Source organism: Bradyrhizobium sp. NAS96.2, assembly GCF_001908235.1.
Taxonomy (GTDB): domain Bacteria; phylum Pseudomonadota; class Alphaproteobacteria; order Rhizobiales; family Xanthobacteraceae; genus Bradyrhizobium.
In genome coordinates this window covers 1-11,800 of record NZ_LGHK01000302.1, presented here as the reverse complement: position 1 = coordinate 11,800, position 11,800 = coordinate 1, and the positions used below count along the sequence as shown (strand labels likewise).

12 protein-coding genes and 1 pseudogene are annotated in these 11,800 nt (G+C 65.2%); 9 read left to right on the top strand and 4 right to left on the bottom strand.

All coding sequences use genetic code 11. The features are described 5' to 3' along the window. Together AC628_RS44970 and AC628_RS40315 are read right to left on the bottom strand one after the other, a co-directional pair. Positions 1-330, bottom strand: a pseudogene (locus AC628_RS44970) (hypothetical protein); the annotation flags it as partial. Positions 331-474: 144 nt separating this feature from the next. After that, positions 475-768 carry a hypothetical protein gene (locus tag AC628_RS40315; RefSeq protein WP_074132310.1) on the bottom strand — a complete coding sequence of 98 codons (294 nt, stop codon included), beginning with the start codon at positions 766-768 and terminating at the stop codon, positions 475-477. 296 nt (positions 769-1,064) lie between these two features. On the opposite strand from AC628_RS40315, the gene AC628_RS40310 reads away from it, so the two are divergent. Together AC628_RS40310 and AC628_RS40305 are read left to right on the top strand one after the other, a co-directional pair. Continuing rightward, entirely contained in the window at positions 1,065-3,032 is a 1,968-nt protein-coding gene (locus tag AC628_RS40310; RefSeq protein ID WP_074132308.1) for a methyl-accepting chemotaxis protein, read from the top strand. 71 nt (positions 3,033-3,103) lie between these two features. Beyond that, entirely contained in the window at positions 3,104-3,559 is a 456-nt protein-coding gene (locus tag AC628_RS40305) for a DUF1801 domain-containing protein (protein WP_083633309.1), read from the top strand. Positions 3,560-3,748: 189 nt separating this feature from the next. Here AC628_RS40305 and AC628_RS40300 read toward each other — a convergent pair whose 3' ends face one another. Further along, entirely contained in the window at positions 3,749-5,863 is a 2,115-nt protein-coding gene (locus tag AC628_RS40300; protein WP_074132306.1) for a putative bifunctional diguanylate cyclase/phosphodiesterase, read from the bottom strand. 426 nt (positions 5,864-6,289) lie between these two features. After that, positions 6,290-6,547, bottom strand: coding sequence for a L,D-transpeptidase (locus tag AC628_RS40295; RefSeq protein ID WP_143202074.1), 258 nt, complete (start codon positions 6,545-6,547; stop codon positions 6,290-6,292). A 95-nt stretch (positions 6,548-6,642) separates the two neighbouring features. Here AC628_RS40295 and AC628_RS44565 point away from each other — a divergent pair, with 95 nt between their 5' ends. The 7 genes from AC628_RS44565 to AC628_RS40265 all read left to right on the top strand — a co-directional run. Next, positions 6,643-6,786 carry a hypothetical protein gene (locus tag AC628_RS44565; RefSeq protein ID WP_168193543.1) on the top strand — a complete coding sequence of 48 codons (144 nt, stop codon included), beginning with the start codon at positions 6,643-6,645 and terminating at the stop codon, positions 6,784-6,786. Positions 6,787-6,922: 136 nt separating this feature from the next. Beyond that, entirely contained in the window at positions 6,923-7,870 is a 948-nt protein-coding gene (gene mepA / locus AC628_RS40290; RefSeq protein ID WP_074132303.1) for a penicillin-insensitive murein endopeptidase, read from the top strand. 229 nt (positions 7,871-8,099) lie between these two features. Next, positions 8,100-8,606, top strand: a complete 507-nt coding sequence (locus AC628_RS40285; protein WP_074132301.1) for a hypothetical protein — start codon at positions 8,100-8,102, stop codon at positions 8,604-8,606. Between the two features lie 205 nt (positions 8,607-8,811). After that, positions 8,812-9,597: a molybdate ABC transporter substrate-binding protein gene (gene modA / locus AC628_RS40280; RefSeq protein WP_074132313.1), complete on the top strand. Its 786-nt coding sequence runs from the start codon at positions 8,812-8,814 to the stop codon at positions 9,595-9,597. Between the two features lie 163 nt (positions 9,598-9,760). After that, the gene (gene modB, locus AC628_RS40275; protein ID WP_074132298.1) at positions 9,761-10,456 is read left to right on the top strand and encodes a molybdate ABC transporter permease subunit; all 696 of its coding nucleotides are present in this window, start codon (positions 9,761-9,763) and stop codon (positions 10,454-10,456) included. Between the two features lie 2 nt (positions 10,457-10,458). Next, entirely contained in the window at positions 10,459-11,130 is a 672-nt protein-coding gene (gene modC / locus AC628_RS40270; RefSeq protein ID WP_074132296.1) for a molybdenum ABC transporter ATP-binding protein, read from the top strand. A gap of 193 nt (positions 11,131-11,323) precedes the next feature. Then, on the top strand, positions 11,324-11,800 hold a 477-nt coding region (locus AC628_RS40265), incomplete at its 3' end, for an MFS transporter (protein WP_143202072.1).

Sequence of the window (11,800 nt, the reverse complement as noted above, 5' to 3'; positions counted from 1 at the left end):
ATGACTTTGCAACTCGTCGAATGAGAACATCGCAACGCAATAGTTGTCGAAAGTCTCGAATCTTAAGAAGTCGGCCGCCGCGCACTCGTCCAAATTAATCACGGGGTAAAAATTCGGCCCCCATCGGCGCGGACTTGGTTGGAGAGCTTTTAGAATACCAACTTCCTCAAGCGTACCGCTGGGCCACTCCCAACAAGTCATAAATTCATGGAAGAAGGCCTCACGTGGCGTGCCGTTTTCATCAGGAAAGGACCGGAGCCACCCTTCCCTTCGGTCGAGATCCATCTTCCGATAAACCTCGAACAGAAGCTCGTACACGAGCGCGGCCACTGTTGTGTTTCGCATTCCTCAGCCTCTCAACACCGCTCAGGCTCAGCCATTTGGGATGTTCGGCAATCCCTAAGAAAATCTGCCGAGCTGCGGCACCAAGTATCCGCTCCGGTCCAATAACGCCGAGCAGTGCTCAGACCGACCTTACTGTTGGCCCTGCTTCGCTCGGTCGGCGGCGGCATCCACATCATAGGGGGTCGCGCTGTGCGGGAGACCAAACTTTCTGACCACAAACCAGCCAATGCCATAGCCTATTGCCGCGCCCAGCAGTGCAGAGAGAAAGGTGGCGGGTCGAGGATCGGCGACAAACTGCCTGAAGAGCCTCCCTCCAAGCATGTCGATCACGCCAAAGCAAAGAAAGCCGATGCTTGCAAACAAGACCGTGACAGGGACCGTCGACCTTATGAAACTCACATGCGCCTCGCGCGCTTTTCGCACGCCTCCCTTATGCGGCAAACCTACTAAAACATCCTGGCCGTTCGACTCTAAACTTTATCGAAACCCGCAGTTCGAAATGGAGCCGCGATGTCCGCTTATTCTCCGGAAGCGGACATCGGGCCACGAGTCTGCCGTCCGACTGATGCAACCAAACCTCATCCCGACTTACCCCATGGTACGAAAGTAGGCACCGGCGACACCGGTCACGGCATGAATTCCGGCGGCGCAACATCTGGTTGTTAAGCTTTTTCTGAGACGTTCCGGACGGCGCTAATGCCTGGAGTTACGCTGGTACTATGTTCACGCTTCGATCGATTGCCGCCCGCCTGATCCTGGCGATTTCCCTGACCGTCGCGGTCGCCTGCGCGATCCTCGGCGGCTTCTCCATCAGCCAGCAGCGCGCACTGACCCGGCTCGCGCTCGATCAGCAGCTCAAGCTGCAGTATGACAGCGTGGTTGCAGCCATCGACTATGAAGGCCGCACTGCGCTGGCGGTCTCCGCCGTCATCGCCGCCTTGCCGCCGGTCGAAGAGGCGATCGCCAAAGGCGACCGCGACGGCCTCGGCAAGCTGCTCGGCGCGCCCTGGGCGGCGATCAAGGCGCAGGGCATCCCGCTGATCTCGTTCTGGCAGGCTCCGGCGACGAGCTTCTACCGGATCCACACGCCGAAAATCTTCGGCGACGACGCCTCCACACGGCGCATCACCGTGGTGGAATCGATCAAGGCCGGCAAGCCGATCGTCGGCGTCGAGCCCGCCCGCGAAGCACTTTCGATCTTCGGCATGACCCCGGTCATGCATGACGGCAAGACGCTCGCCAATGTCGATATCGGCGTCGCCTTCGGCAAGGAATTCGTCGACCGCGCCAAGAAGCGCTTCGGCATCGACCTCGCGGTGCATTCATTCGACGGCAAGAGCTTCAAGCGGCTGTCTTCGACCTTCGGCGACACCGTGGTCGCGACCCAGGACGAACTCAAGAGCGTGATGAGCGGTGCCGCCGTGCTGCGCGACGCTGTTCTCGACGGCCATGCGGTCGAGCTCTATCTCGGCCAGATCAAGAACTATGCCGGCGAGCCGGTCGCGGTGCTCGAGATCGTCAAGGACACCAGCGACTATGAAGCGGCCGCGGCGAGCGCGCAGCGCAACCTGATCCTTGGCACGGTCGCGATCCTGGCCGCGGCGGTGCTGCTCGCATTCCTGCTCGGCCGCGGCCTGTCACGGCCGCTGGCCGCGATCACCGCGGTCATGAACCGGCTGTCCAGCGGCGACACCAGCGTCACGATCCCCGGCAGCGAGCGCCGCGACGAGCTCGGCACGATGGCGAAGGCGGTCGACGTGTTCCGCCGGAGCATGATCGAGACCTCCTCGCTGCGCGATGCACAGGAAGCCGACAAGGTGAAGGCTGCGGCCGACAAGCAGGCGCTGCAGCGGCAGATGGCCGACCGCTTCGAAGCCGACGTCAAGGGCATGGTCGCCGCCGTCGCACGCTCGTCGAGCGCCATGCAGCGCGTCGCAGGCGAGATCACCACCAGCGTCAACGGCACCTCCGAACGGACCGCGGCGGCTGCCGCCGCGTCCGAGGAGGCGTCGGCCAGCGTCAATGCGGTCGCGGCCGCGACCGAGCAGCTGGCGTCCTCGATCACCGAGATCGGCCGTCAGGTCACCCATTCCAGCCGCGTCGCCGACAACGCCGTGGCCAAGGCGATGGAGACCACCGAGATGGTGACGAGCCTCGCCGCGTCAGCGGAGAAGATCGGCGACGTGCTGCGCCTGATCAGCGCGATCGCCAGCCAGACCAATCTGCTGGCGCTCAACGCCACCATCGAGGCCGCGCGCGCCGGCGAAGCCGGCCGCGGCTTCGCGGTGGTCGCTGCCGAGGTCAAGGAACTCGCGAGCCAGACCGCCAAGGCGACCGACGAGATCGCCGGCCAGGTCGGAGCGATCCAGTCGGCGACCGGCAATTGCGTCAGTGCGATCGGCGACATCAGCGGCACCATCCGCGAGATCTCGGGCATCGCCACCGCGATCGCGGCCGCGGTCGAGCAGCAGGACTCGGCAACGCGGGAGATCGCCCGCAGCGTGCAGCAGGCCTCCTCCGGGACCGTCGAGGTCTCCGCCAATATCGCAGGCGCGAGCGAGGCGGCCGGCCAATCCCGCGCACTGACCGGCAATGTGCTGGATACATCAGGCCAGCTCGGCGATCACGCCTCCGCGCTGTCGCACAGCGTCGATACATTCCTCGCCGGACTGCGCAACGCCGCCTGACCGGCGGCGGTCTATATGACGCTCAAGGCGCTGTGGTAGATAGGCGCCAGACGTCATCGCGGAGCCTACCCATGCGCAAGCCGGCAACATCGATCAGCAAGGCGGTACGACGACCGCAAGCAAAAGCGGCAGATGCGCTGTTCGACGCCTACCCTGCCCCAGTCAGGGCGAAGCTATTGGCGCTGCGGCGGCTGATCTTCAAGACCGCGAAGACGACCAAGGGCGTCGGCGCGCTGCAAGAGACGTCGAAATGGGGCCAGCCGAGTTACGTGACGGCGGAGACCGGCAGCGGCAGCACGGTGCGGATCGATCAGGTGAAGCCGGCCGCTGACCAGGTCGCGGTCTACTTCCACTGCCAGACCAATCTGGTCGAGACCTTCCGCGAGCTCTATCCCGAGCTCAGCTACAGCGGCAACCGCGCGATTTTGCTCGATGTCGGTAGCAAGCTGCCCGAGGCCGCGCTGCGCCATTGTGTTGCGTTGGCGCTGACCTATCATTTGAACAAGAAGGCGTCGCAGACTTCGTAGGGTGGGCAAGGGAGCGCAGCGACGTGCCCACCTTTCGCGCACTGCTCGTGGTGGTGGGCCGCTGACGCTTTGCGCACCCTACGAACTGTCATTGCGAGCGAAGCGAAGCAATCCATCTCGCCAGGTGCGCGGATAGATGGATTGCTTCGTCGCTTCGCTCCTCGCAATGACGAGGTGGAGACAGCTTTTCTACGCCACCAGCGCGGTCGCGACGCGCTGCGCTTTCAGCAGGCTGACGACCTCGGCATTCGGGCGGGCGCGGCTGAACAGAAAGCCCTGGCCCTCATGGCAGCCCTCGGCGCGCAGGCAGCTCAGCTCCGCCTCGGTCTCGACGCCCTCGGCGGTGATGGTGACGCCGAGCCCGACGCCGAGGCTGACGATCGACCGCACGATCGCCTGCGCGTCCGGGTTGGCACCGAGATCGCGCACGAACGACTGGTCGATCTTGATCTTGTCGAACGGGAAGCTGCGCAGATAGCTCAGGCTCGAATAGCCGGTGCCGAAATCGTCCATCGACATCCGCACCCCGAGCGCGCGCAGCGCATGCAGCGTCGCCAGCACCTGGCTGCTCTTCTCGAGCAGCAGCGTCTCGGTGATCTCGAGCTCGAGCCGCCGCGCCGGCAGGCCGGATTGCCGCAGCGCGTCGGTGACCAGCGCCAGCAAATTTCCGGTACGGAATTGCAGCGGCGACAGATTGACGGCGACGCGCACGTCGTCGGGCCATTGCGCCGCGTCCATGCAGGCACGATGCAGCATCAATGAACCCAGCGGGTTGATCAGGCCGGTCTCCTCGGCCACCGGGATGAACTCGCCGGGCGAGATCATGCCGCGCTCCGGATGCGGCCAGCGCACCAGCGCCTCGAAGCCGGTGATGCGCCCGCTCGCAAGATCGACCAGCGGCTGGTAATAGGGCTGCAATCCTTCGTTCTGGATCGCATCGCGCAGATCGATCTCGATCTTGCGCCGGCTTTGCGCGCGCGCATCCATCTCGGCCTCGAAGAACGAGAAGGTGCCGCGGAATTCGCTCTTGGCGCGCGACAACGCCATGTCGGCGCTCTTCAGGAGCTTTTCGGAATCCTCGCCGTCGCCGGGCGACATCGCAATCCCGATGCTGGCGCCGATCACCACCGAATGTCCTTCGAGCAGATAGGGCTCGCCGATCGCATCCAGGATCCGCCGTGCCAGCAGCACCGCGTCCTCTGGGCGCATCACGCCGCTCTGCACGATGGTGAACTCGTCGGAGTTGAGGCGGGCCAGCGCATCCTCCTCGCGCAGCGTCGAGCGCAGGCGCTTGGCGACGGCGCGCAACAGCTTGTCGCCGATGCCATGGCCGAGCGTGTCGTTGACCGCCTTGAAATTGTCGAGCCCCAGCATCAGCACCGCGACCTTGTCGGTGGAGCGGCGGGTGTGCTGCAGCATGTCCTCCATCTGCTGGCGCAGCAGATTGCGGTTCGGCAGGCCGGTCAGGCTGTCGTGCTGGGCCATGAAGGCGAGCCGCGCCTCGGCGCGCTTGCGCTCGGTGATGTCCATCAGCGCGAGCAGCATCGCCGGCTGGTCGCCATGCATCAGCTGGCGCGAGTAGATCGCAAGGTCGATCAACGTGCCGTCCGCGCGGACATGTTTCCAGGTCCGCGCCGCCTGCTCGTCGCTGCTGCGGCCGGCGGCCCAGGGCAACTCGGCATCGAACGCCTGCAGGCTCCTGATCGTCATCCTCTCGAATTCGGCACGCACATAACCATAATGCGCGATCGCGGCGTCGTTGACCGCGAGGATCCGTTCGCCGTCGAGCGCGCACAGGATCATCGGCACCGGATTGCCGTCGAACAGCAGGCGAAACGAGGCCTCGCGCTGCTTCAATTCGGTGATGTCGACGCGCAGGCCGACGATGCCGCCATCCGAGGTCAATCGCTCCTCGATCAGGACAACGCGGCCATCGGCCAATACCTGCTCGTGCCGCTCGCCCGGCTGGTACATCTTCCTGAGCCGCTCGGCGATCCACTCCTCTTCACGGCCGGCCGCCTCGGGATAGTCGCCGCGCGCGACGCCGATGCGGATGGTGTCTTCCAGCCGCGCACCGTGTTCGAACAGATCGGAGCTGCGCTTGTAGATTTCGGAGTATTTCCTGTTCCAGAGCGTGTAACGGCCTTCGTGGTCGAGGAACACGATACCTTGCGGCAGGATGTCGATCGCCTCGCGCAGCCGCGCGTTCGACTTGCGCGCCTCGGCAATCGCGGCCTCGGCCTGCGCGCGCTGGCGCACCAGTTCGCCGATCTCGACGGCGGAGCGGCGCGAGGTGCCGGACATTTTCGGCATCGCCTTGGGCCGGCGGCCCCGAGGACGGCTCGCTCTGACCTGATTTGGTTTCTTGATTTTCTTTGGCCGCATCATCGCACTCGCACGCCCCACGCGCATTCCAGTTCGGCGACATTTCTGCGATAAGTCTCTGAAAAATTGGTATCTCTTGGCGAAGAGCTGCGCTGTATGAGACGTCCGGGCATTGCCTGCTTTGCAGGCGCGTTCAGGCCGCACGCGAGCGGCCGGTGGTGCGCAAGCGGCCCGTAGCGCAGATTTGCAGCGCGGCGGCGCCGGAGCGTGGTGAAGGAAGGGTAAACCTGCGCCTGCCTGCACAATGAATGCGCCGAAAACGCTGCAAGCGCATCAATGTTTGCCAGCGTGTGACAGGGTTATCGCGAGGTAAAGGCGCGACCGGCCTCACGCCGTCTTGCGCGGCTAGTTGGTGATCTCGATCCGCGTGCCGCCGCGGCCGTTGCGCTCGACCAGCCCAAGGAGCTGCGCTGCGTGCGAGGGATGCAGGCGCACGCAACCATGCGAGGCCGGTCCGCCGAGACGGGTGAGCTCATAGGTGCCGTGGATGGCGAAACCGCCGTGGAAGAAGATCGCGTATGGCATCGGCGAGTTGTAGTATTCCCGCGAGTACCAGCGACGTGCCAACAGCTGCGGATGGAACACGCCGTTCGCGCGTGCCATAGCCGCGCCGTCCGGTCGATACCGGCCGGTTGTAGCGCGTCGCGCCGTCGACGCTGACCGCCATGCGCTGCGATGATTTGTCGATGTGAACGACGATGTCGGCTCGCGCCGGCGAGAGCGTCAGTGTCGACGCGGCAATGGCGGCGGCAACTGCCAGCCGCACGCAAGATACGCTTGTCATAAAAATGCCTGCCCTGAAAATTATTGCGCGCATCATGTCGGCCGCCGCGCGCTTGTAAAGTGGCGTGGCTCACATCCGGAACGGGGCGACGCGGGTAATCTTGATCCGCCCTGTGGGCGATCAAGCAAATGGGATGAGAGCGCGGTTCGTCCGGCGCGAATCCATGCTAGCGTTGCCTGGACAGAGTGATCCGAATGACACCCCGCCTGCGTCTGATCCCGCTCCTGATCTCCGCCCTCATCGCCTGCACCATCTCCGCGCGGGCGCAGGACAAGGGCTCGCTCAATCCGCAGCCATTGCCGCCCCTCGCTAACCCTAACGATCCAACGATCGGGGCGAAGCAGCTGTTCGCGCGCAAGGTGCTGCCGGCAGCGATGCCGACCCAATCGATCGGCGGCTACACCAAGGGCTGCCTCGCCGGCGCCGCGCAGATGCCGCTCAACGGCGACACCTGGCAGGTGATGCGCCTGTCGCGCAACCGTTACTGGGGCCATCCCAAGATGGTCGCGCTGCTGAAGCGGCTGGCGGCCAACGCGCACAAGGACGCCGGCTGGCCCGGTATCCTGGTCGGCGATATCGGCCAGCCGCGCGGCGGCCCCGCGCTGTCCGGTCACGCCAGCCACCAGATCGGGCTCGACGCCGACGTCTGGCTGACGCCAATGCCCGATCGCAAATTGTCGCGCGAGGATCGCGAGGAGATGTCGGCGGTCATGATGGTGCGTGACGACCGGCTCGATATCGATCCGCACGTGTTCACGCCAAGCCATGTGCTCGTGCTTCGCGATGCGGCGCGGGAGCCGGCGGTGCAGCGCATCTTCGTCAATCCGGCGATCAAGAAGGCGCTGTGCCGCGAGGCCAAGGGCGACCGCGGCTGGCTGTCGAAGATCCGGCCGTGGTGGGGCCACGACTACCACTTCCACATCCGCATGCGATGCCCGTCGGGAAGCCCCGCATGCGAGGGGCAGAAGCAGCAAGCGGAAGGCGAGGGCTGCAAGCCGTCCGACCTCGCCTTCTGGTTCAAGGATTCGGTGCTGCATCCAAAGCCGCCGCCGAAGCCGCCGAAACCGCGCCCGCCGATGACGCTGGCGCAGATGCCGGCGGCCTGCAAGACGGTGCTGAACGCAGCCGACGCCAAGCCGTAAGCATGATCCGGAAAAGTGCGAAGCGGTTTTCCCTCGCGACAAACGCGGAACGCGTTTGCGCGGAGATCATGCTCAAACAAGAGGCCCAAGCAACAGCATCTTCGTCAGGCGGCTATGCCGGCCGGCTGGAAGTACGTTATGATCGCGCGTCGTCGCGCCGTAAGCGCGATCGAGCGATGGATCGGGGCCGCTGATCTATTTCATCCGTCACAATTGCATTGGACCAGACATGCGCACATCGCTCCTCGCCGCATCGCTCCTGCTCGTCTCGGCTCCCGCTTTCGCGGCGGAGGAGCCGAGCGGCTGCGACAAGTTCAAATGGTCGATCGACCGCGCCCGCGCCGCGCTCACCGCGCCGGATCGCGCCAAGCTTGCTTCGGGGAGCGAGCAGGCGGCCCTGCCGTCGACCGCCATCACGCTGGCGCTGGTGGCCCCAAGCGAGGCCAAATTGCCGTCGCCGCCGGAGCGCGCGCCGAAGGACGGCACCTTCGCCGGCTTCACCAGCGTCAAGGCCGCGCCGAAGGCCGGGCTCTATACGGTCAGCCTGTCGGCCGGCGCCTGGGTCGATGTGGTGCAGGACGGGCATTTCCTGAAGCCGAAGGCATTCAGCGGCGCGACCGATTGCGACGGCATCCGCAAGACCATGAAATTTGACCTCGCCGCCAGCCCTTTCGTGCTGCAAGTGACCGGCGTCAGGGAAAATTCGCTGTCGATCGCGATCCAGCCCTCCGAATAGGACGGCCCGTTAGACAAAGGGTCGCCTTTACCGTAAGTCCCAGCCTGCTATGTTTGCAGTGCGATATCCCTGAGGACCGTAAGTCCTTCGGGGCCCCCCGGAACAGCGCTTCCGTCCGTCGCGGCCAGACCTCACTCAACGCCTGATTTGCGCGTGCCGTTCGCGCGCGAACACGCACGGAGCGCTTTCGATGTCACGACTTTCAATTTCAAGGCTTGCCGGACTTTTCACCGCCTTCATCATCCTGCTCGGCGCGATCCATTCGCCGGCGCGAGCCGAGGACAAGACGCTCACCGTGTTTGCCGCCGCCTCGATGAAGAACGCGCTGGACGAGATCGATGCGGCCTACACCGCCAAGACCGGCGTCAAGATCAACGCCGGCTATGCCGCGAGCTCGGCATTGGCAAGACAGATCGAGCAGGGCGCGCCGGCCGACGTGTTCGTCTCCGCCGATACCGACTGGATGGACTATGCGATCAAGCAGAAGAACATCAATGAGCCGACGCGGGTGAACCTGCTCGGCAACTCGATCGTGCTGATCGCGCCGAAGGATTCCAAGATCGACAATGTCAACATCGGACCCGGCTTCGATCTCGCCAAGCTCGCCGGTGACGGCAAGATCGCAACCGGCGACGTCAAGGCGGTGCCGGTCGGCAAATACGCCAAGGCCGCGCTCGAGAAGCTCGGCGCCTGGCAGGCGGCGGAGCCGAAATTCGCGATGGCCGAGAGCGTGCGCGCGGCGCTGACGCTGGTGGCACGCGGCGAAGCCGTGCTCGGCATCGTCTATTCGACCGACGCCAAGGTCGAGCCGGGCGTCAAGATCGTCGGCACCTTCCCGGCCGACACCCATCCGGCCATCATCTATCCGGTTGCCGCGACCACGACCGCGAAGCCCGAGACCGCGGACTATCTCGCCTTCCTGCGCTCGTCCGTGGCGAAGACGATCCTCGAGAAATACGGCTTCAAGTTCCTGATCAGCCCGACGACGTAAGCCCGGCGCCGCCGATTTGACGTTCCTCCAGTGATTGCCGCAAGCACCGTGAGGAACGTCAAATCGATCAGCGGCACTGGCCTATTGACTCTTACTAGAGTCTGTTCCCGAAGTTCGTAACTGAGGAGCCGCACTTGCATACGAACTTCGGGAACAGACACTAGTGTTCGAGATCTCGCCGACCGAATGGACGGCGATCCTGCTGTCGCTGCGGGTCGCCGTCGTCGCAACGCTGGTGGCGACCCCGTTCGGGATCGCGCTCGCCTGGCTGCTGGCGCGGCGCGATTTCTGGGGCAAGTCGCTGCTCGATGCCGCCGTGCATCTGCCGCTGGTACTGCCGCCCGTCGTCACCGGCTATCTGCTGCTTTTGACCTTCGGCAAGCGTGGACTGGTCGGCGGCTGGCTGGCCGATCACCTCGGCATCGTGTTCGCATTCCGCTGGACCGGCGCCGCGCTCGCCTGCGGCGTGATGTCGTTTCCATTGCTGGTGCGGCCGATCCGTCTGTCGATTGAAGCGGTCGACCGCCGCCTCGAACAGGCCGCCGAGACGCTCGGCGCCGCGCCCTGGCGGGTGTTCGCGACGGTGACGCTGCCGCTGGCGCTGCCCGGCGTGCTGGCCGGCATGGTACTCGGCTTCGCCAAGGCGATCGGCGAATTCGGCGCGACCATCACCTTCGTCTCCAACATCCCCGGCGAGACCCAGACCATTTCATCGGCGATCTATTCGCTGATCCAGACGCCGGACGGCGACGCCGCCGCAGTTCGGCTCGTGATCATCTCGGTCGTGCTCGCGGTCGGCGCACTGGTCGCGGCCGAAGTGTTCGCACGCCGCGCCACGGCGCGCCTGCACGGGCAATAGCGATGCTGCGCGTCGACATCACCAAGCAGCTCGGAGATTTCTCGCTCACAGCATCGTTCACCAGCGAGGGCCGCGTCACCGGCCTGTTCGGGGCATCCGGCTCCGGCAAGACCTCGCTGATCAACACCATCGCGGGGCTGCTGCGTCCGGATCGCGGGTCCATCGTGATCGACGGCGAGACGGTCGACGATACCGCGGCCGGCATCCATGTGCCGACCTGGCGCCGCCGCATCGGTTACGTCTTCCAGGACGCGCGGCTGTTTCCGCATCTCGATATCAGGCAGAACCTCGACTACGGCCGCCGCATGAACGGCCTCACTGAAGACCCCGCGCAGCACAAGCGCGTCGTCGATTTGCTCGACATCGGCGCCCTGCTCGACCGCCGCCCCGGCAAGCTCTCGGGCGGCGAGCGCCAGCGCGTCGCGCTCGGCCGGGCGCTGCTGTCCAAGCCGCGGCTGCTGCTGCTCGACGAGCCGCTGGGCGCGCTCGACGAAAGCCGCAAGCTCGAGATCCTGCCCTATCTGGTCCGGCTGCGCGACGAGGCCGGCGTCCCGATGGTCTATGTCAGCCACGACGCGGCCGAGCTGCGCCAGCTCGCCACCCAGATCGTGATGCTGCGCCGCGGCCAGGTCACCGCGTTCGGCGGCGTTAAGGTGTTGACGGCGGGCGGCTAGAGCTTCGATTCTGATTGAATCAGAATCGAAGCTCTGGACTCTTGTCTTGAGGCGTTTTCTTCACGCGAACCGGTGCCCACTTCGCTCGAAAACGCCCCGGCTAGCCGTTTTTCCGAAAGTCGGCATAAGATAGCCCATCTTGTCTGCTAGGCCCGCGTCGGGACGTCCGATCCGGGCATGGGAAAGGCAAATCGTGCGACTGACTGGCTGGGTATTGCTGCTGATCGGCGGGCTGCTGTGCGCCACGATTTCGTGGGCCGCGCTCGGCTTCCTGCTGATGGGCGTCGGCCTGATCTCGCTGCAGGTCGCCGAACGCCGACGCCGCCCGGCGGACCATGCTGTGCCGGCGGGCGCCGCAGGATTTACCCCTCCGCGCCTCAGCCCCGGGCTGCAGCCGCCGACCGTCGACCCGGTCACCGGCCAGGACAACGGGCTGCAGCGTCAGCCTCGCCGGGTGGCCTGGCCGGACAAGGCGGATGCGCCCTACGACCGGCAGACCTGGCGCCGGCTGGTGGAGAGCGATCCCGATCTCGCCCAGCTTGCCAAGGTGCTGGCCGACTACGGCCCGCAATATGTCGATGAGCTCGCGGCCAGCTATCTCGCCGCCCCCGACAAGAGCCGTCTGGGCGCGATCGTCGACGGCATCATCGCGCGCGCCCGAGACGGCCAG

What these genes read in the sequence shown, in the direction of transcription:
- AC628_RS40310 (WP_074132308.1), top strand. Translation starts at nt 1,065, where the DNA reads ATGTTCACGCTTCGATCGATTGCCGCCCGCCTGATCCTGGCGATTTCC.
- AC628_RS40305 (WP_083633309.1), top strand. Translation starts at nt 3,104, where the DNA reads ATGCGCAAGCCGGCAACATCGATCAGCAAGGCGGTACGACGACCGCAA.
- AC628_RS40300 (WP_074132306.1), bottom strand. Translation starts at nt 5,863, where the DNA reads ATGTCCGGCACCTCGCGCCGCTCCGCCGTCGAGATCGGCGAACTGGTG.
- AC628_RS40295 (WP_143202074.1), bottom strand. Translation starts at nt 6,547, where the DNA reads ATGGCACGCGCGAACGGCGTGTTCCATCCGCAGCTGTTGGCACGTCGC.
- AC628_RS44565 (WP_168193543.1), top strand. Translation starts at nt 6,643, where the DNA reads ATGTCGGCTCGCGCCGGCGAGAGCGTCAGTGTCGACGCGGCAATGGCG.
- mepA (WP_074132303.1), top strand. Translation starts at nt 6,923, where the DNA reads ATGACACCCCGCCTGCGTCTGATCCCGCTCCTGATCTCCGCCCTCATC.
- AC628_RS40285 (WP_074132301.1), top strand. Translation starts at nt 8,100, where the DNA reads ATGCGCACATCGCTCCTCGCCGCATCGCTCCTGCTCGTCTCGGCTCCC.
- modC (WP_074132296.1), top strand. Translation starts at nt 10,459, where the DNA reads ATGCTGCGCGTCGACATCACCAAGCAGCTCGGAGATTTCTCGCTCACA.